Source organism: Methylobacterium sp. R2-1 (assembly GCF_014191355.1).
In the GTDB taxonomy this organism is placed as follows: Bacteria; Pseudomonadota; Alphaproteobacteria; order Rhizobiales; family Beijerinckiaceae; genus Methylobacterium.
On sequence record NZ_JACHWM010000003.1, the window covers coordinates 127,875 to 146,289 of the forward strand.

An 18,415-nucleotide genomic window follows, 5' to 3' on the forward strand; every position below is an offset into this window, starting at 1 on the left:
TCTCGACAAAAATCCTCATTGTCGTCGCCACTGCCGTGATCCTGACGGCGTGGGGGTGGATGCTGGACCTGAGTCTGTCCGCCGCCCATGCTTGGCTCCTCGAACGGATCGGTCATACGGGGATGCGGCTCCTGATCGGAGCCATGGTGTTTGCAGGGGCCTGGGCCCTCTGGAAGGAGACGGAGGATCGATGAGCCGCCCTCTCGCCGTCGCGATTCTGGCGCTCGCTCTCTATCTCGGCGTGCTGGACTGCCTTCTGAAACTCAGCCTCTCGGCGCTGCATGCCTGGCTGATCGAGCTGATCGGTCGGACCGGCCTGTGGGTCGTCATCGCGGCCACACTGTTCGGCGGTGGTTGGGTCGTCTGGAGCGAGCAGGAAGACGGCTGAGCGATGCTCGACCGCATCGTCCCTGCAGCCGCTGACGGCCTCCCGGCTTAGAGTGCCTCACAAAACTCCCGGTCTCTGACCGTTCTCGCTCTGGCGATGACAGTGCGGCGTGAGTTTTGTGAGAGACACTTAGAACCAGTCGATCACCGCCGCGCCCCAGATCAGGGCCGCGATGACCTGGGTCATGAAGGCGCCCGCCGAGGCGAGATCCTTCACGATCCCGATCCGGTCATGCCGGTCTGGATGGAGGTGGTCGCACAGCTTCTCGATGGCGGTGTTGAGGAGCTCCGCCCCGAGCATCAGCAGCAGGCTGGCGATCAGCGCCACTCGGACCCACAGGCTGCCGCCGAGAACGAGCGCCACGGGCAGGCCGAGCACCAGCAGGACGAGTTCGAGCCGCACCGCCCGCTCGGTGCGGCCGCCATGGACGAGGCCGCGCCAGGAATTCAGGAAGGCGAGATAGAGGGCGGTCACGATGACTCTCGCGGGGCCTCGCCCGGGACCGCGCGGGCGATCCACTTGGCGAGGATCGGGCCGGTCGCCAGCACGACGAACAGGCGCAGCGTCTGCACCGCGAGCACAAAGGACACGTCGGCCTTTGAACCCACGGCGATGATCGCCACCGAATCGAGCCCGCCGGGACTGGTGGCCAGAAAGGCGGTGAGAAAATCGATCGGCAGCCAGTAGGTCAGAACCCAGGCCCAGCTCCCGCAGAGCAGGATGATCGCGCCTGTCGCGGCCAGCACGCCCGGCAGCGCGTGAAGCGTCTCGTCCAGGGTCCGCCGGTTGAAGCGCAATCCGACATACCAGCCGATCGCCGCATAGGCGGCATCGAGCGCCGGTCCGGGCAAGGCGATGTCGAGGACACCGGTGGCGTGCAGGATGGCGCCGAGCAGCATCGGTCCGACCAGCGGGGCGGAGGGCAGCCTCAGCAGGCTCGCGAGGGCGAACCCGGCCGCGGCGACCGCGATCGTGGCCGCGAGACCGGCCCAGCTCCATCCCTCGCCCGGGGCGCCCGCCCCGGCTGAACCGGGACCATCGGCGAGGAGGCGCGCGGCCAGCGAGGCCGAGAGCACCACGGCGGCGACGCGCACATATTGCATGAACGCCACGAGGCGCGGGTCGGCGCCGTAATCCTCGGCCATCGCCACCATGGCGGCGGCCCCGCCCGGCGAGGAGCCCCAGGCCGCGGTCGTGCCGGGCAGGACGCGCAGCCGCGTCAGGGCCAGCCCGGTCAGCGCGCCGGCCACCACCGTCACGCCGACGACCGCGAAGATGATGAGACCATCCTCGCGCAGGGTCGCTGCGATTTCGGCGGTCGCGGAGTGGGCGACGAGGCAGCCGATCACCGCCTGGGCGGCCGCGAACAGTGGGCGTGGCAGCGAGAGCCCGGCACCGCGAACGCCGAAGATGATCGCGGCCAGCATCGGCCCGAGGAGGAGGGCAGCGGGGAAATGCGCGCGGCTCAGGCCGTAGGCGAGAGCGGCCGAAACGGCGACGAGCGCCGTCCAGCGCAGGAGGATGCGGGTCTCGGGCACGGGGGTGGATGCAGGAAGGCGGGGGACGATGGCGCGGGACAAGGATCCGCGCGAGGCCCCGCGCTACACGCTCTCGCCCGAACTGTCACGGCGAGGCTGCGACGTCGCCCTGAAGCGGCCACGCCGCGGCGCGGCGCCTGGCAAGGGGCACATGACGCCAGGCAGCCCTCTCCCTCCCACGATTAGGCGCGATATCCCTCGTCCTCCCCGCAGGCGGCGGTGCCGGCCGGGGCGTGCGCCCGGAAGAAGGCAGCGAGATGCGCGAGGCCGGCCGCACGCGGATCGCTGGAGCGCCAAGCCAGCGCCACGGTGCGGCCGGGCCCCTCCCCCTCGAAGTGGCGCACCACGGTCAACCCGCTCGGATCGGGGCCTGCGGGAACGGCGAGAGCCGGGATCAGGGTGTAGCCGGCGCCCGCCGCCACCATCGAGCGCAGAGTCTCCAAACTCGTCGCGTGACGCCCGGCGCCTCTCAGGGTGCCGCAGGCAGCGATCGTCTGATCGCGCAGGCAGTTGCCCTCGTCGAGCAGCAGCAGGTCCGGTCCATTCAGGTTTTCCGCCCGCGGGGCTGCCCCCTGGGCGAAGGCGTGGTCTGCCGGGCAAGCGAGCTTGAACGGCTCCACGAAAAGCGGCGAGACCGTGAGGCCAGAGGCCGCCACCGGGAGCGAGACCAAGGCCGCGTCGACCCGCCCGTCGCGCAACCCGTCGAGGATCTCGGCGGTGCGCGCCTCGCTGAGCGCCAGCGTCAGCAGCGGAAATTCCTGGCGCAGCAGCCGCAGCACGAGAGGGAAATAATAGGGGCCGAGCGTCTGGATCGCGGCCAGCACCAGCCGGCCGGTCAGGGGCGAGCCGCGCCCCTCGATCGCGAGCGCCAGCAGGCGCTGCGCCTCCGCCAACACCACGCGCGCCTGCCGGACGATGCCCTGTCCGGCCACGGTCAGCAACACGCCTCGGTTGGATCGTTCGAACAAGGTCAGCCCTAGCGCGTTCTCCAGTTTACGAACCTGCACCGAGAGTGTTGGCTGGCTCACGTTGCAGCGCTCGGCGGCCCGACCAAAGTGCCCCTCGTCGGCGACGGCCACCACATATTCCAGATCGCGCAGGGACAGCCCGGAATGATTCATAGGCTGCATCTATCACAACGTTTGTGACGATGCATTTGCTAACAGGTCATGCCTGGGTCATACGTCCGAAACAGAATGGTTCCAGGCTGTGCGGGTGCGTCGAGCGACCCTACCTGAAGCCCCTGCCTCCCAAGGAGAGAGTGACGCATGAGCGAGAACCGTCCGATTCTGACGACCCGCCAGGGCCATCCGGTCCGCGACAACCAGAGCACGCGCACGGTCGGCGAGCGCGGACCGGCGACGCTCGAGAACTATCAGTTCATCGAGAAGATCACCCATTTCGACCGTGAGCGCATTCCCGAGCGCGTGGTGCATGCCCGCGGTGCCGGCGCCCACGGCTGGTTCGAGGCCTATGGCAAGATCGGCGACGAGCCCGCCTCCAAGTACACCCGCGCCCGCGTCCTCAACGAGACCGGCGTGAAGACGCCGATGTTCGTGCGCTTCTCGACCGTGGCTGGCGCCAAGGAGAGCCCGGAGACCGAGCGCGACCCGCGCGGCTTCGCGGTGAAGTTCAAGACCGTCGAGGGCAACTGGGACCTCGTGGGCAACAACCTCAAGGTCTTCTTCATTCGCGACGCGATCAAGTTCCCCGACATGATCCACGCGTTCAAGCCGGACCCGGTGACGAACCGCCAGGAGGCGTGGCGCTTCTTCGACTTCGTGGCGCAGCACCCTGAAGCGATCCACATGGTGACGTGGCTGAAGTCGCCGTGGGGCATCCCGGCCAACTACCGCGAGATGGAAGGCTCGGGCGTCAACACCTACAAGCTGGTCAACGACCAGGGCGAGGCGGTGCTCTGCAAGTTCCACTGGCAGCCCAAGCAGGGCGTGCGCAACCTGACCTCCGCACAGGCCTCCGAGATCCAGGCCAAGGATGTCGGCCACGCCACGCGCGACCTCTACGACAACATCCAGGCCGGCAACTTCCCTGAGTGGGAATTCTGCGTGCAGATCATGCCGGACGGCCCGAACGACCATCTCTCGTTCGATCCGCTGGACGACACGAAGCGCTGGCCCGAGGACCAGTTCCCGCTGCTTCCGGTCGGTCGCATGGTGCTCGACCGCGTGCCGGACAACTTCTTCGCTGAGGTCGAGCAGTCGGCCTTCGGCACCGGCGTGCTCGTCGACGGCATCGACTTCTCGGACGACAAGATGCTGCAGGGGCGTACGCTGTCCTACTCGGACACGCAGCGTTACCGCGTCGGCGCCAACTACCTGCAGCTGCCGATCAACGCGCCTCAGCCGGGCGTGAAGGTCTACTCGAACCAGCGCGACGGCCAGATGACCTACGGCGTCGATGGCACGGGCGCCAACAAGCACATCAATTACGAGCCCTCGACGCTTGGCGAGGGCCTCGCCGAGGCACCGAAGAAGAAGGAATATCACCAGCCGGTCAGCGGCAATCTCGGCCGCTACCAGACCTCGCGCACCGAGGACGACTACGCCCAGGCGGGTCACCGCTACCGGACCTTCGAGGACTGGGAGCGCGAGGACCTGATTGCCAACCTCGTGGCCGACATGAAGCAGTGCCCGGAAGCCATCCAGCTGCGGATGGTCTGGCACTTCTGGCACGCCGACGAGGATTACGGCCGCCGCGTCGCTGAGGGTGCCGGGATCGATCTGGAGAAGGCCAAGGCCCTGCCGCCGCTGCCGGGCCGCGCCGCCCCGCACAAGCGCCTCGCGCCTGAGACCTATGCCGAGGGCGGCAATGCCCCGCAGAAGGTCGCCGCCGAGTAAGGCAGACGGTCCGCTGGACATGAGCTGACATGAAAAACCCCGCCCGACCGTCAGGCCGAGCGGGGTTTCTTCTTGGACAAAGGGAAGCGCCGACAGCGGCGCCTCCCGTTCTGCCGTTACGGGCAGGAGCGGCGCACGCCGCGCTTGGCGATGTAGGTCTGGGTCTGCGGATCGTAGGTCTTGAAGCGGCGGGCGCACTCGGCCACCGCATCGTCGTCGCCCGTCGCTACATCCGTCGTGACCGTCTCGGTGCCGTAATAGCCGGCCGGCGCGTAGTAGCCGTCGTCGTAGCCGTATCCGTAGCCCGGATAGCCGTAGGCGCCATAGAGGCCGCCGGCCGCAAGCCCGAGACCGGCACCAACGCCCAGGCCCAGACCCAGGCCGCCGTAGCCATAGCCCCGGCGATAGTAGCCGGCATTGTGCCAGCGGTTGCCGCCGTACCAGCCGCGATTTCCGAAGCCGGGCCGCACACCCGCCACACCGTTGCCGAAGCCCGGACGGACGCCGCCGAAGCCGGGCCGTACACCCGCCACGCCGTTGCCGAAGCCTGGACGGACGCCGCCGAAGCCGGGACGACCGGCAAAGCCACCAGCGCCCAGCCCAGCGCCACCGCCGCGGAAGCCGCCACCCGCAAGGCCTGCACCACCACCCCTGAAGCCGCCCGCAAGACCGGCTCCGCCGCCGCGAAAACCGCCCCCGGCGAAGCCGCCGCCGCGGCCGAACCCGGTCACGCCGCCCGCTCCGAGGGCGCTACGGAAATTGCCGCCGCCGAGCCCACCGGAGCCGCCGACGCCGATCGGCCGCGCATCGGCAACCGCGGGGAGGTAAGCCAGCGCGCCCGCAAGGACGGCCGAGGCCATGAATATCCGCTTCATCGTCATTCCTTCAGCACATCGTGAGATTGGCCCACTCCGGCATTGGCCGGCATACGGAACCCTTACTCTCAGAACGCTGTAAGATGACGGTTGATCCTAAGGCCAAGATTGGCTGAATGTCGCGCACTTGTCGCGGCACTTCTTCGAGCGGCTTCTCAAGCCGCGAAGGGTTTCATGGCTCGACGTTCCGCCACGTCCGGCGGCGCCGGGCCGAGAGCGCGATGAGAAGGCATGCGATCAAGCCGAGGGTAAACGGCCCGTCGCCGAAGGCAGCATAGAGGGTGCGGCCGGGTAGCCTTGCTGGCAGGCCCGCGTCGAGCACTCCCTCGATGCCGAGGGGAAGACTTGCGACGATCCGGCCATGGGCATCGATCACCGCCGAGATGCCGGAATTGGCATCGCGCACCAGCGGCAGCCCCTCCTCCACCGCCCTCAGCCGGGCCTGAGCGAGGTGCTGGCGCGGTCCCGGCGTGTCGCCGAACCACGCATCGTTGGTGAGGTTGAGGATCAGTCCCGGCACGGCCGGCGCACCGTCGACCGGATCGGGCGGCAGGATCGCTCCGGGGAAGATCGCCTCGTAGCAGATCGTGGCAGCGACCGGCGGCAGGCCCGGCACGTTGAGGATGCGCTGGCCCGCACGGTCGCCCGCGGTGAAGCCGCCGGGGACGGAGATGAACTGGCGCAGCCCCGCCGCCCGCAGCAGCGCATCGAGGGGACCCGGCAGGTACTCGCCGAAGGGGACGAGGTGAACCTTGTCGTAGATGTCGCCGAATTGTCCGCCCGCGCCGATCGTCAGAATTGAATTGAAGAACACGGCGTTCTCGCGGGTCAGCCGCTCGCCGTTGGGCAGTTCGCGCACACGCGCGGCGCCGGTGATGAGCTGTTTGCCCTCGGGAAGCGCCGCACCGATCCGCCCGAGCGCCTCCGGATCACGTTGGATCAGGAAGGGAAAGGCCGATTCCGGCCATATCAGGTGGGTGACGTCGGCGATGCCGGTCCGGTCCGGCGAGAGCGCGCGGTCGCTGAGTTCGAGATATTTGCCGACGATCCGCTCGCGATTCGCCGAACCGAACTTGTCGTCCTGCGGGATGTTGGGTTGGATCAGCCGCAGGCGCACGCCCGCCACCATCGGGTCGGGCGAGGCGGGCACGCGCCACGCTCCGTAGGCGGCAAGGCCCGCGAGCGCGACGAGGGCCGCCAGCACCGGCCCGAGCCGGGCCTTCGGGGTCGCGCCGGTGGCCAGCGTTGCGGGCGCGGCGGCGATGAGTACGGCGAGCAGGGTCAAGCCGTAGAGGCCGATGAGCGAGGCCGCCTGCATCGTCCAGACGTTGCCTCCCAGAGCCATGCCGAGGGTGTTCCACGGGAAGCCCGTCAGAACGTGCCCACGCAGCCACTCGGCGGCGGTGAGCCCGAAGGCGAGCGCCGCGATGCGGCCGGCCCCCCGCGACCAGACGAGGCGAGCGCCGGCGAAGCCAGCGGCGAAGAACAGGGCGAGCACCGCCGGCAGGCCGATCACCCCGAGCGGCAGCGCCCAGGCGAATTGGTCCGCCTCCACGAGGAAGGCGGCGCCGAGCCACCACAGGCCGGCGGTGAAGTAGCCGAAGCCCCAGGCCCAGCCGATCCCGGCGCAGACCCAGACCGTGCGCCGGCTCGAGCCGCCGACCGCCGCGCCGTCGATCAGCCAGACGGCGACCGAGAGGGAGACGAGGAGCGCCGGGAACAGCCCATAGGGTGGCATGGCCAGCGCACCGCAGGCGCCGGCCGCGACGGCGATGGCCAGCCGCATCCAACCATGGCTCAGGATGATGCGGTGCGCGATGGCCTCGATGGGACCGATCCGCGCCGCAGCCGGACGCATCCCGGCGTCGGACGCGCGGCTGAGCGGAGCGGTCATGCCTTTTCGCTTCGTTCCGTTGTGGTTGTTATGACGCGCATTCTTTCGACGAACCGGTAGCCACTTCGTCGAAATGCGCTCTACCGCCCGGCTTCGGCGGCCGGGGCCGTGTCCTGTTCGTGCGCCTGAGGCACCGGGCGCGGCGGCGGCAGGGCGAGTGGCACAACGGTGCCGATCTTGGCCGGCGTCCGCTGGAGCTTGATCCGCTTCACGCGCCGGGAATCGGCGTCGAGCACCTCGAACTCGATATCTTCGGGGCCGGCGATCCGCTCGCCACGCGCCGGCACCCGGCCGGCCAGCGTCACGATCAGGCCACCGATCGTATCAATCTCGGCCGCGAGCTCCCCAACCGCGGTCACGAGATCAAGGCCGGTGGCCGCCGACACATCGGCGAGGCCGGCGCGGGCGTCGGCGATATAAGCCTCCGCCTCGCCTTCCATGCGATTAACGAGCTGGCCCTCGGCCACGTCGTGCTCGTCCTCGATGTCGCCGACCACCATCTCGATCAGATCCTCGATCGAGATCAGCCCGTCGGTGCCGCCGTACTCGTCGATGACGAGGGCCATGTGGGTGCGCGTCGCCTGCATCCGCACCAGCAGGTCGATGGCCGGCATGGAGGGCGGCACGAACAGCACCGGACGCTGGATGCGGGTGGAGGCGAGTGTCGCGGTGAGATCGACCTTGCCGAGATCGAGGCTGCGCAGAGCACCGCGGGCGGAGGCCGTGCGGCGCGCGCGCGGCGCTGGCTTGGCCTCGCCATCGACCACCGCCTGCGGCACCGGACGGCGCGGAGCGGCCTCTGCCTGAGTCGCGAGGTATTCCACGAAATCGCGGATGTGGACCATGCCGCGAGGGTCGTCGAGGGTTTCGCCGTAGACCGGCAGGCGCGAATGCCCGGCGGTGCGGAACAGCTTCAGGAGGTCGCCGAGGCTGGTGTCGCTGGCCACCGCCACGATGTCGGCACGGGGCAGCATCACGTCGTCAACCCGCACCTTATGCAGGCCGAGCACGTTCTTGAGCATGGCCCGCTCGAGCGGGGAGAAGGCGTCCTCGCCCGTGTCGGGCTCGGCCAGGGCCTCCTCGATGTCGGTGCGCAGGGAATCGCGCGGACGCAAGTGGAAGACGTTCAGCAGACGATCGTACCATGCCTCGCGTTGAGGGGGTTCGGCGTCCGCGGCTGGCGCGGCCAGGGCCGCGCCGCGACTTCGGTCGTTGGTCATGGGTCTCTAGTTTGGATGCGGCGGGAGTGCCGGGAGAATTCGAGTGTGTTTGGTGACGCGCCCTCTTTCGCCGAACCGGTGTCCACTTTGGCGGAGAGCGCTTCAGTCTGCGTAGGGATTCGGAATGCCCAGAGTCCGGAGCGCGGCGACCTCGAGCGCCTCCATGGCGTCGGCCTCTGCCTCGCCGGTCTCATGGTCCTGTCCGAGAAGGTGAAGGGTGCCATGGACGAGGAGGTGGGCGAAATGGTGCTCGAACGGCTTCGACTGCTCCTCACTCTCGCGCACGAGCGTGTCATACGCAAGAACCACGTCGCCCAAGGGCCGCGCCATGCCGGGCTGAAGCGGCCCGTCCGCGGCCGGAAACGACAGCACGTTGGTGGGCTTATCCTTGTTTCGCCAAGTCCGGTTCAGGGTCTGGACGGTGACATCGTCCGCGAGCAGGACGCTCACTTCGACGGGTCCAGGGACCGAATCGGGCAGAATGGCCAATCCGGCCTCGACCGCCCGCAGCGCGAACGCTTCCAGATCCGGAATCGCCTGTTCCCAGCGCGCATCCTCGACGGCGATGTCGATCTCGTTATCGCTCATATCGGTCGTGTGACGGATCAGGCCAGTGGCCGCCGCCGTGGGTTCGGGTTGCGGTCAGCCTCGGCCTCGCCGTGGGCGGCGGTTTCGTAGGCGGTGACGATGCGGCGCACGAGATCGTGGCGCACCACGTCCACGTCCCGGAAGCGCACCCGGCCGATGCCCTCGACGCCGTCGAGCACGTTGACCGCCTCGACGAGGCCGGACTTCTGGCCCGGCGGCAGATCGATCTGGCTCGGATCGCCGGTGATGATCATGCGCGAGTTCTCGCCCAAACGCGTCAGGAACATCTTCATCTGCATCGAGGTGGTGTTCTGCGCCTCATCCAGCAGCACCACGGCATTGGTCAGCGTGCGCCCGCGCATGAAAGCGAGCGGCGCAATCTCGATAATGCCGGTCTGGAGGCCGCGATCGACGTGGCGCGCCTCCATGAAGTCGTAGAGCGCATCGTAGATCGGGCGTAAGTAAGGATCGACCTTCTCGCGCATGTCGCCCGGCAGGAAGCCGAGCCGCTCGCCGGCCTCGACGGCGGGGCGCGACAGGATCAGGCGCTCGGCATGGCCCTGCTCCAAGAGGGAGACCGCATGGCCGACGGCGAGCCAGGTCTTGCCGGTGCCGGCCGGGCCTTCGGCGAAGACGAGTTCATTGGCGCGCAGGAGCTTGATGTAGTCGCTCTGCGCCGCGTTGCGGGCGCGCACGGCGCCGCGCTTGCGGGTGGCGATCTGCTCGAACTGCTCGCGGCCGTTATCGGCGACGATCTCGGCGGAGGGGAACAGGTTGCCCTGGACGGTGACCTCCTGGATCACCCCGTCCACATCGCCGAGCGTCAGGCTCGTGCCGCCCTTCTGCACGCGGGCGTAGAGCCGCTCGAACACGCGCCGCGCCTTCTCGGCGGCCTCGGGTGTCCCCTTGACGACGAGATGGTTGCCGAGCGCCGTGCCGGTGATGCCGAGCCGCCGCTCGATATGGGCGACGTTCTGGTCGTACTGGCCGAAGACGAGGCTGGCGAGCCGGTTGTCATCGAAGGTCAGCGACACTTCGACGGCTTCGGAGAGGCTCGGACGCCCGGCGGACGGTCGGTTGTTGCGGCCGGCAGGGCCACGGGCGGACGCAACGTCAATCGGCACGCGAGAGATCCGGCATGGTGATATGCCTCATATAGGTCACGCGGCGGCCGCCGCATCCTCCAGCGCCTCGCCGAACAGGCTGTTGGAGCCCGCGCGCGTGATCCGCACCGGGACCAGGGTGCCGATGGTGGAGGCCGGGGCGTCGAACTGCACCGCCTGGAGATAAGGCGTCTTGCCCGCGACCTGCCCAGGATGGCGACCGGTCTTCTCGACCAGGATCTCGGCAATCGTACCGACCGAGGCCGCGTTGAAGGCGTGCCGTTGCCGATCGAGGAGTTCCTGAAGGGCGGCGAGCCGCTCGGTCTTCACCTCCTCCGGAACCGCGTCCTCGCGCTCGGCCGCCGGCGTGCCGGCCCGCGGGCTATACTTGAACGAGAAGGCCGCCGCGAAGCCGATATCGGCGACGAGCCGCATGGTCTCGGCGAAGTCGGCGTCAGACTCGCCGGGGAAGCCGACGATGAAGTCGGAGGACAAGGCGATGTCGGGCCGCGCGTTGCGGATGCGCTCGATCAGCCGGCGATAGGCGTCGCCGGTATGGCGGCGGTTCATCGCGTGGAGGATGCGATCCGAGCCCGACTGCACCGGCAGGTGCAGGTAGGGCATCACCAGAGGGTTCCGTTCGTGGGCGCGAATGAGGTCGTCGGCGAAATCGTTGGGGTGGCTCGTTGTGTAGCGCAGGCGAGCCAAGCCCGGCACCGCGCTGAGCGCGTCCATCAGATGCCCAAGCGTCGCCGGTGCGCCGTCCGGCCCGTCGCCGTGATAGGCGTTCACGTTCTGGCCGATCAGCGTGATCTCGCGCACTCCGCCCTCGACGAGGCGACGCGCTTCTTCCACCACCGCCGCCACTGAGCGCGAGACTTCGGCGCCGCGGGTATAGGGCACGACGCAGAAGGCGCAGAACTTATCGCAGCCCTCCTGCACCGTGAGGAAGCCGGTGACCCCGCGGTTGCGCCGTGCGGGCAGATGATCGAACTTGTCCTCGACCGGAAACTCGGTGTCGACGACGCGGCTCTCGCGCGACTGGCGCAGCAGGTCCGGCAGGCGGTGGTAGCTCTGGGGACCCACCACCACGTCCACGGCGGGCGCGCGAGACAAAATCTCGCGGCCCTCGGCTTGGGCGACGCAGCCCGCCACGACGATCCGCGTATCCTGTCCGCTCTCGGCGCGTTCGCCCTTCAGCACGCGCAGGCGCCCGAGTTCGGAATAGACCTTCTCGGCGGCCTTCTCGCGGATGTGGCAGGTGTTGAGGACGACGACGTCGGCCTCCTCGACCGACTCCGTCGCGCTGTAGCCCTCGGCCGCCAGCACGTCGGCCATGCGGCCGGCGTCGTAGGCGTTCATCTGGCAACCGTAGGACTTGACGTAGGCTTTCTTCAAGATCGCAACCCTGCCGCCGGCGGGCGGCGATTTTTGGGGGACTTTTTGCTCGACAGGCCCTGTATCACGCTTCGGTCGCCGACACGATTCTCTTGCTCACCCTCTCGCCTACCCGAAAAGGTCCGCCCGTGAGGCCTGCCGAAGATCCCGCCTTCTTCGCCCTGCTGACCGGCAGCTTCCTGCGCCTCGTCGGCCGTCCGCTTATCCCCGAGCCGGATTACGGGCCGGACTGGCTCTACGTGCAGGCGCCCTTCGCGGTGCTCGCGCATGACACGAGCGCCGACCCGCGCTTCGTCTACGCCAACCGGGCGGCGCAGCGGGCCTTCGGTTACGACTGGCAAGAAATCGTCGGCATGCCCTCGCGCCTCTCGGCGGAAGCGCCGGAGCGGGCCGAGCGGCAGCGGCTGCTCGATGCGGTGGCCCGCGATGGCTTCGTTTCGGGCTATGCCGGCATCCGGGTCGCCAAGGACGGGCGGTGCTTCCCGGTCACCGAGGGCATCGTCTGGCAACTCGTCGATGAATGCGGGACCGTGCGCGGGCAGGCGGCGACCTTTCCGTTGACGGCCTGACCGCTCACACCGCCGCCATGCCGGGCGCCGAGACGTCGGCGCCCTCCCCGGCCGTCTCCGGCACTGCCGGAACCGGGCGAGATGGCGGGCCGCCGTGACGAATCTCCCGCAGGCCCCGGCGCACGGCGGCTTCGGCCTGGGCTGTGGCGAGCTTGCGGTCGGTGGCCGGCTCGAAAGCGATCGGCGCGCCCCAGTTCACGTGCACGTCGATGGGACCGCGGTTGGCGAACAGGGTGAGATGGGGGGCGAGTTCCATGTCGCCGTACCATGCAATCTCCGGTCGCTCGGCGCGGGTCACGGGCAGCCCGTTGCGGCGCGGATAGGCCAGGGCCAGCGGCTGGAGCCGGATGCGCGCAAGGCCGCCGGACTCCGCGGTGAGGGCCGCGCGCGCCGCGCCGACCAGCGAGGAGCGGAACGGCAGGAGCCGCAGGCCGTCGCCGGTCGTGCCCTCGGCAAACAGCACGATCAGGTCGCCGTCGGCGAGCCGCTGGCCGACCGTGGCATTGACGCTAGCGGTCGCCGCGCGCTTGGCCCGCTCGATGAAGACGGTGCGCTGGAGCTTGGCCAGCGGGCCGATCAACGGCCAGCCCGCGATTTCCGACTTGGCCACGAAGGAGAGCGGACGCAGCGAGCCGAGCGCGACGATGTCGAGCCAGGAAACGTGGTTCGCCAGCACGAGCGCCGGCTCGCCCGGCGGCGGCGGCGTGCCGCTCTGCGTCACCCGCACCGAGAACAGGCGCAGGAACAGGCGGTGGAAAAGGACCGGGATATGTGCGGCGAGCCGACCGCGCCCGAAGCGCAAACTGAGCCAGTGCGGCCCGATCACGATCAGGAAGGCCAGCGCCTGGGCGAGCAGGCGGAGGCCGATGCCGGCGCGCGTCATCGGGCGGCTGCGCTCTCGCGACGTCTCACGACAGAGACGCGCTCATGGTCAGCGCCGTGGCCCGACTGCCGTTGGGCAGCGGATAGTAACCCTTGCGCTCGCCGACCTTCAGGAAGCCGTGTCGGGCGTAGAGCTTCAAGGCCGGCATGTTGCCTTCGTCGACTTCGAGATGGACCGTGCGGATGCCGCCGAAGGCCAGTGCGGTCAGGTGCTCGCGCAGGAGCCGGTGGCTGTGGCCGCCACCGCGGGCGGAGGGCGCCAGCACGATGGTGAGGATCTCGGCCTCGTCCGAGGCCTTGCGCGATAGCACAAAGCCCAGCAGCGCGTTGCCCCGGCGCAGGGCGTGCGCCTCGGTCGAGCGCTCGCACAGCAACCGCTCGAATTCGTGGGCAGCCCAGGGGCGGGCGAAGGCGGTCGCGTGCAACCTCTCCAGATCGCCCGCTTGCCCTGCGTCCCGCAGCGGCGCGACGTAGGGCACGGAGCCCCAGGCATCCCACCACGCGGACCACCAATCGAGCGGCCAGAACGGGGAGACGGTGCGCGTCATGCCCTTGCGAGCCTCGCATGATCCTGCGGCTGGGCGTCTGGCCCGCGCAGGTAGAGGGGGCGCGGCAGCGCCTGGTCCGGATCGGCCACGAGCCCGAGCGAGGCGACCCAGGCGATCTGCGGCGCGCCCGTCTCTGTGACCTCCACGGAGAGGCCGGCTCCGCCCGCTGCCGCTGCGAGGGCGGGAGCACCGGAGCCGGTGAGGATCGCCCGTCGCCCGGCGAGCAGACCGACCGCTTCCTCCAGGGCGACGTGACGGGGCGGGATCACCGTGCCCTCATTCACGCTCATGGCCTGGAGGTAGACGGCGCCGTGGCGCGCATCGATCGCGGCGACGACCGTGTCCTCGCCGTTGAGGGCGAGCTGGGGCGCCAACAGGGCGGATAGGGTCGTCACGCCGACAACGGGGATGCCCGCTGCAAGTCCGATGGCGCGGGCGGCGGAGAGGCCGACGCGCAAGCCCGTGTAGCTGCCCGGCCCGACCGTGACCGCGACCCGGTCGAGCCCCTCGAAGCCGCCTTCGACCCGGGCCATGACCCGCTCGATCAGTGGCAGCAGCGCCTCGGCATGGCCGCGCACAAGCGGCATCGACTCCTCGGCGAGCAGGTCGTCGCTGTCGTCGGTGGCCACACAGGCGGCGCAGGCTTCGAGCGCCGTATCGATGGCAAGGATTCGCAAACGTCGATTCCATCCGGCGGCGGGCCACACGCGCCCGCCATCGGGTTCAGTTTAGGACGAAACGACCGCCCTCGTCAGGGCACCCGACGCCGGCCTCCCCAAGGAAGCGCGGCTGTGTTGCTCCGATGCCCGTAGAGCCGCGACCGAAATCAGATCGCCTGGACTTCCCGCACGGAAGGAAGGAAGTGGCGGAACAGGTTCTGCACGCCCTGGCGCAGCGTCGCGGTGGAGGACGGACAGCCCGAGCAGGCGCCCTTCATCTCGAGATAGACGATGCCGTCACGGTAGCCGCGGAAGGTGATGTCGCCGCCGTCGCCCGCCACCGCCGGGCGCACCCGCGTCTCGAGCAGGTCCTTGATGGTCGCCACCGTGTCGTGGTCGGCCTCGTCGTAGAACTCCTCCGTGTCGTCCTCGGCGAGCGCCGTGCCCTCGGCGAGCACCGGACGACCGGATTGGAAGTGGTCCATGATCGCGCCGAGCACCGCAGGCTTGACCTGCGGCCACTCGTTCACGCCGTCGGCCTTGGTGACCGAGATGAAGTCGTGCCCGAAATAGACGCCGGTCACGCCCGGCACCGCGAACAGGGCAGTCGCGAGCGGCGAGCGTTCGGCGCCCTCGGCGTCGCGCGCCTCGAAGGTGCCCTCGGGGAGAACCACGCGGCCGGGCAGGAACTTGAGCGTGGCGGGGTTCGGCGTGGCTTCGGTCTGGATGAACATGAGAAGAATCCTCGGGTCCGCTGGCGCCGGTTCAAGGCCGGCCGGGAAGCGGCGCCGGGATCAGCCGGCGCCGCTTTCCATGTGGACCGGGGCTCGCGGATTCTCAACCGCTCCCGCGACTTGTTGCGCAGCGGCATCCGGTGTAGGAAGCCCGTTCATCACGCATATCGTTCGTATCCGCGCCTGAGGAAGGAGCCGCCTCGCATGGCTCGCGTCACCGTCGAAGACTGCATCGAGAAGGTCGAGAACCGCTTCGAGCTGGTCCTGCTCGCCAGCCACCGCGCGCGCCTGCTCGCCGCCGGCGCCCCTCTGACCGTTGAGCGCGACCGCGACAAGAACCCGGTCGTGGCCCTGCGCGAGATCGGCGACGAGACCATCACGGCCGAGGATCTCAAGGAGCAGCTCATCCACTCGATGCAGAAATACGTCGAGGTGGACGAGCCCGAGGCCGAGACCGTGCCGCTTCTGTCGAGCTCGCCCGCCGCTGCGGCGGTGGCGCCTCAGTCGTCCTCCGACGACAAGAACGTGCAGTTCGATTTCATGAGCGAGGAAGATCTTCTGCGCGGCCTGGAAAACTTGGCTCCGCCGACCGAGACCGACGACGAGGGCGAGTAAGCGCCTTTTCGCAGTCGAGTCCGATTTTCGCGCCCGCCCTCGATCCCGAGCGGCGGGCGTTCTCGTCTCTTGGCGCCTTCGCAACCTGCAAACCATGCAGGCCGGACGGAACGGTGGCGCATCCTCCGCGACGCCGTGCGTGACCCTTGGGGTCTGGCGAAACGGCCGCTGATGCGGGAAGGTGGTGCGCAACCGCGGCCGCTCCCGGCCGGGCTTCCGACACATTGAGAGCAGGATTCTTCGGCGGATGATGCGCCAGTACGAACTCGTGGAGCGGGTCAAGCGCTACAATCCGGCCGCGAACGAAGCGCTTCTGAACCGCGCCTACGTCTACGCCATGCGCGCGCACGGCACGCAGAAGCGCGCTTCGGGCGATCCATTCTTCGCCCATCCCCTCGAAGTCGCCGCGATCCTCACCGACCTGCGCCTAGACGACGCCACCATCGTCGCGGCGGTGCTGCACGACACCGTGGAGGACACCGCCGCCACCCTCGACGAAATCCGCGAGATCTTCGGGCCCGAGATCGGCGCGCTGGTGGATGGGCTGACCAAGCTCAAGCGCCTCGATCTCGTCTCGAAGCGAGCGGTGCAGGGCGAGAACTTCCGCAAGCTGCTGCTGGCGGTGGCCGAGGATGTGCGGGTCCTCCTGGTCAAGCTCGCCGATCGCCTGCACAACATGCGCACGCTCCATTTCATGCGCGACGACAAGCGGGCGCGGATCGCCGAGGAAACGCTCGACATCTACGCGCCGCTCGCCGGCCGCATGGGCATGCAGGAACTGCGCGACGAACTGGAAGACCTCTCGTTCCGCACCCTCAAGCCCGAGGTCTACGCCACCATCACCAAGCGGCTCGAAGACCTCTCGGCGAAGTCCGGCAGTGTCATCGAGAGCATCGAGCACGACCTCACCGCGCGGCTCGCGGCGCGCGGCCTCACCGCGCAAGTGAAGGGGCGGCTGAAGAAGCCGTTCTCGATCTGGTCGAAGATGGAGCGCAAGTCGGTCGCCTTCGAGCAGCTCTCCGACATCGTCGGCTTCCGCGTGATCGTCGGCACCGTGGCGGATTGCTACGCCGCGCTCGGGGTGGTGCATACGAGCTGGCCGATGGTGCCGGGCCGCTACAAGGACTACGTCTCGACGCCGAAGCAGAACGACTATCGCTCGATCCACACCACGGTGATCGGGCCGAAGCGCCAGCGCGTCGAGCTTCAGATCCGCACCGCCGAGATGGACGAGATCGCCGAGTACGGCATCGCCGCCCATGCCCACTACAAGGAGGCCTCCGTCGAGGGCAGTGAGGGCGAGATCCATCCGCGGCTCGCCACCGAGAGCGGCGCTTACCAGTGGCTGCGCCGCACCATCGAGCTCCTGGCCGAGGGCGATTCGCCGGAGGAATTCCTGGAACACACCAAGCTGGAGCTGTTCCAGGACCAGGTGTTCTGCTTCACACCCAAGGGCCGTCTCATCGCCCTGCCGCGGGGCGCCACGCCGATCGACTTCGCCTATGCCGTCCACACCGATGTCGGCAACACGGCGGTCGGCGCCAAGATCAATGGACGGCTCGCCCCTCTGCTGCACGAACTCGCCAACGGCGACGAAGTCGAGATCGCCCGCTCCGACGGAGCTTCTCCGCCGGCCGCCTGGGAGTCGCTCGTCGTCACCGGCAAGGCCCGCGCCGCGATCCGCCGGGCGACCCGCGCCGCCGTGCGGCGGCAATATGCGGGCTTGGGCCGCCAGATTCTCGACCGCGCCTTCGAGCGGGCGGGAAAGAGCTTTTCCGAGGAGAAGCTGCGCGGCGCCCTGCCCCGGCTCGCCCGCGCGAGCACCGAGGACGTCTTCGCCGCGGTGGGTCGCGGGGAGATGTTCTCCGGCGACGTGGTGAAGGCGGTCTACCCCGACTTCAAGGACGAGCGCCGCCCCGGTGCGAGCGGCGGCCCGGCGGCCAGCGGAGCGGCGGGGCGGCTCACCCGCTCCAAGGATCAGACCATGCGGCTGACCTTCTCAGGGGAGGCCGACGGCGCCTCGGCTTCGGGCAGCATCCCGATCCGCGGATTAGCCGGCGATCTGCCGGTGAGTTTCGCCCCGAACGGCGGCGCACTGCCAGGGGATCGCATCGTCGGCATCCTCACCCCAGGTGTCGGCGTGACGATCTACCCGATCCAGTCCGCCGCGCTCGCCGCCTTCGACAACGAGCCCGAGCGCTGGCTCGACGTGCGCTGGGACGTAGAGGGCTCGCAGGAACGCTTCCCGGCCAAGCTCGCGCTCGAATCGATCAACGAGCCCGGTACGCTGGCGCAGATCGCCCAGGTGATCGCCGAGCACGACGGCAACATCGACAACGTCTCGATGAAGCGGCGCACACAGGACTTCACGGACATCTCCATCGATCTGTCGGTGCCGGATCTGAAACACCTCACCGCCATCGTCGCGGATCTGCGCGGCAAGCGCTCCGTGAGCCGCGTGGAGCGGGTGAACGGCTGAGCGTCGTTCCATACGACGCGCTTGCCGTCCCCTCGCGCTCGGCTTGCGCCTGGCGCGCGCCGCTGCA

General features: G+C 69.0%; 19 protein-coding genes. 6 read left to right on the forward strand and 13 right to left on the reverse strand.

Annotated elements, in window-relative coordinates; genetic code table 11:
• Positions 1-59 precede the first annotated feature (59 nt).
• Complete coding sequence (locus FHU13_RS28180; protein WP_281411588.1) at positions 60-194, forward strand: hypothetical protein; 135 nt, start codon at positions 60-62, stop codon at positions 192-194.
• Positions 191-388, forward strand: a complete 198-nt coding sequence (locus FHU13_RS05450; RefSeq protein WP_183434870.1) for a hypothetical protein — start codon at positions 191-193, stop codon at positions 386-388. Before FHU13_RS28180 ends, FHU13_RS05450 begins: the two co-directional genes overlap by 4 nt.
• Positions 389-517: 129 nt before the next feature.
• Here FHU13_RS05450 and FHU13_RS05455 read toward each other — a convergent pair whose 3' ends face one another.
• The 3 genes from FHU13_RS05455 to FHU13_RS05465 form a co-directional block, all read right to left on the reverse strand.
• Positions 518-862 carry a diacylglycerol kinase gene (locus FHU13_RS05455; protein WP_183434871.1) on the reverse strand — a complete coding sequence of 115 codons (345 nt, stop codon included), beginning with the start codon at positions 860-862 and terminating at the stop codon, positions 518-520.
• On the reverse strand, positions 859-1,926 hold the full coding sequence (locus FHU13_RS05460; RefSeq protein WP_183434872.1) for an AbrB family transcriptional regulator: 1,068 nt from the start codon (positions 1,924-1,926) through the stop codon (positions 859-861). The genes FHU13_RS05455 and FHU13_RS05460 overlap by 4 nt, the downstream gene beginning before the upstream one ends.
• A gap of 182 nt (positions 1,927-2,108) precedes the next feature.
• Positions 2,109-3,047 carry a LysR substrate-binding domain-containing protein gene (locus FHU13_RS05465; protein ID WP_183434873.1) on the reverse strand — a complete coding sequence of 313 codons (939 nt, stop codon included), beginning with the start codon at positions 3,045-3,047 and terminating at the stop codon, positions 2,109-2,111.
• A 147-nt stretch (positions 3,048-3,194) separates the two neighbouring features.
• Here FHU13_RS05465 and FHU13_RS05470 point away from each other — a divergent pair, with 147 nt between their 5' ends.
• The gene (locus tag FHU13_RS05470; RefSeq protein WP_183434874.1) at positions 3,195-4,784 is read left to right on the forward strand and encodes a catalase; all 1,590 of its coding nucleotides are present in this window, start codon (positions 3,195-3,197) and stop codon (positions 4,782-4,784) included.
• 116 nt (positions 4,785-4,900) lie between these two features.
• Here FHU13_RS05470 and FHU13_RS05475 read toward each other — a convergent pair whose 3' ends face one another.
• The 6 genes from FHU13_RS05475 to miaB all read right to left on the reverse strand — a co-directional run bounded on the left by FHU13_RS05475 (position 4,901) and on the right by miaB (position 11,862).
• On the reverse strand, positions 4,901-5,659 hold the full coding sequence (locus FHU13_RS05475; RefSeq protein ID WP_183434875.1) for a BA14K family protein: 759 nt from the start codon (positions 5,657-5,659) through the stop codon (positions 4,901-4,903).
• A 172-nt stretch (positions 5,660-5,831) separates the two neighbouring features.
• Positions 5,832-7,553, reverse strand: coding sequence for an apolipoprotein N-acyltransferase (lnt, locus tag FHU13_RS05480; RefSeq protein WP_183434876.1), 1,722 nt, complete (start codon positions 7,551-7,553; stop codon positions 5,832-5,834).
• An 80-nt stretch (positions 7,554-7,633) separates the two neighbouring features.
• Positions 7,634-8,773 (reverse strand): hemolysin family protein, encoded by a 1,140-nt coding sequence (locus FHU13_RS05485; protein ID WP_183434877.1) that lies wholly within the window; start codon positions 8,771-8,773, stop codon positions 7,634-7,636.
• A gap of 102 nt (positions 8,774-8,875) precedes the next feature.
• Complete coding sequence (gene ybeY / locus FHU13_RS05490; RefSeq protein ID WP_183434878.1) at positions 8,876-9,361, reverse strand: rRNA maturation RNase YbeY; 486 nt, start codon at positions 9,359-9,361, stop codon at positions 8,876-8,878.
• A 17-nt stretch (positions 9,362-9,378) separates the two neighbouring features.
• Complete coding sequence (locus tag FHU13_RS05495; RefSeq protein WP_183434879.1) at positions 9,379-10,485, reverse strand: PhoH family protein; 1,107 nt, start codon at positions 10,483-10,485, stop codon at positions 9,379-9,381.
• Positions 10,486-10,521: 36 nt separating this feature from the next.
• The gene (gene miaB, locus FHU13_RS05500; protein WP_183434880.1) at positions 10,522-11,862 is read right to left on the reverse strand and encodes a tRNA (N6-isopentenyl adenosine(37)-C2)-methylthiotransferase MiaB; all 1,341 of its coding nucleotides are present in this window, start codon (positions 11,860-11,862) and stop codon (positions 10,522-10,524) included.
• Positions 11,863-11,990: 128 nt separating this feature from the next.
• Between miaB and FHU13_RS05505 the strand changes: the two genes are divergently transcribed.
• Positions 11,991-12,431 (forward strand): MEKHLA domain-containing protein, encoded by a 441-nt coding sequence (locus FHU13_RS05505; RefSeq protein ID WP_183434881.1) that lies wholly within the window; start codon positions 11,991-11,993, stop codon positions 12,429-12,431.
• A gap of 4 nt (positions 12,432-12,435) precedes the next feature.
• On the opposite strand, the gene FHU13_RS05510 is transcribed toward FHU13_RS05505, so the two are convergent.
• The 4 genes from FHU13_RS05510 to FHU13_RS05525 all read right to left on the reverse strand — a co-directional run bounded on the left by FHU13_RS05510 (position 12,436) and on the right by FHU13_RS05525 (position 15,254).
• Positions 12,436-13,314 carry a 1-acyl-sn-glycerol-3-phosphate acyltransferase gene (locus tag FHU13_RS05510; RefSeq protein WP_183434882.1) on the reverse strand — a complete coding sequence of 293 codons (879 nt, stop codon included), beginning with the start codon at positions 13,312-13,314 and terminating at the stop codon, positions 12,436-12,438.
• A gap of 25 nt (positions 13,315-13,339) precedes the next feature.
• Positions 13,340-13,861, reverse strand: a complete 522-nt coding sequence (locus FHU13_RS05515; RefSeq protein WP_183434883.1) for a GNAT family N-acetyltransferase — start codon at positions 13,859-13,861, stop codon at positions 13,340-13,342.
• Complete coding sequence (tsaB, locus tag FHU13_RS05520) at positions 13,858-14,538, reverse strand: tRNA (adenosine(37)-N6)-threonylcarbamoyltransferase complex dimerization subunit type 1 TsaB (RefSeq protein ID WP_183434884.1); 681 nt, start codon at positions 14,536-14,538, stop codon at positions 13,858-13,860. Before tsaB ends, FHU13_RS05515 begins: the two co-directional genes overlap by 4 nt.
• A gap of 149 nt (positions 14,539-14,687) precedes the next feature.
• Positions 14,688-15,254, reverse strand: coding sequence for a NifU family protein (locus FHU13_RS05525; protein WP_183434885.1), 567 nt, complete (start codon positions 15,252-15,254; stop codon positions 14,688-14,690).
• A gap of 204 nt (positions 15,255-15,458) precedes the next feature.
• Here FHU13_RS05525 and rpoZ point away from each other — a divergent pair, with 204 nt between their 5' ends.
• Both rpoZ and FHU13_RS05535 read left to right on the forward strand, forming a co-directional pair.
• Positions 15,459-15,869, forward strand: coding sequence for a DNA-directed RNA polymerase subunit omega (rpoZ, locus tag FHU13_RS05530; RefSeq protein ID WP_003602879.1), 411 nt, complete (start codon positions 15,459-15,461; stop codon positions 15,867-15,869).
• Positions 15,870-16,116: 247 nt separating this feature from the next.
• On the forward strand, positions 16,117-18,348 hold the full coding sequence (locus FHU13_RS05535) for a bifunctional (p)ppGpp synthetase/guanosine-3',5'-bis(diphosphate) 3'-pyrophosphohydrolase (RefSeq protein WP_183434886.1): 2,232 nt from the start codon (positions 16,117-16,119) through the stop codon (positions 18,346-18,348).
• The last annotated feature ends 67 nt before the right edge of the window (positions 18,349-18,415 follow it).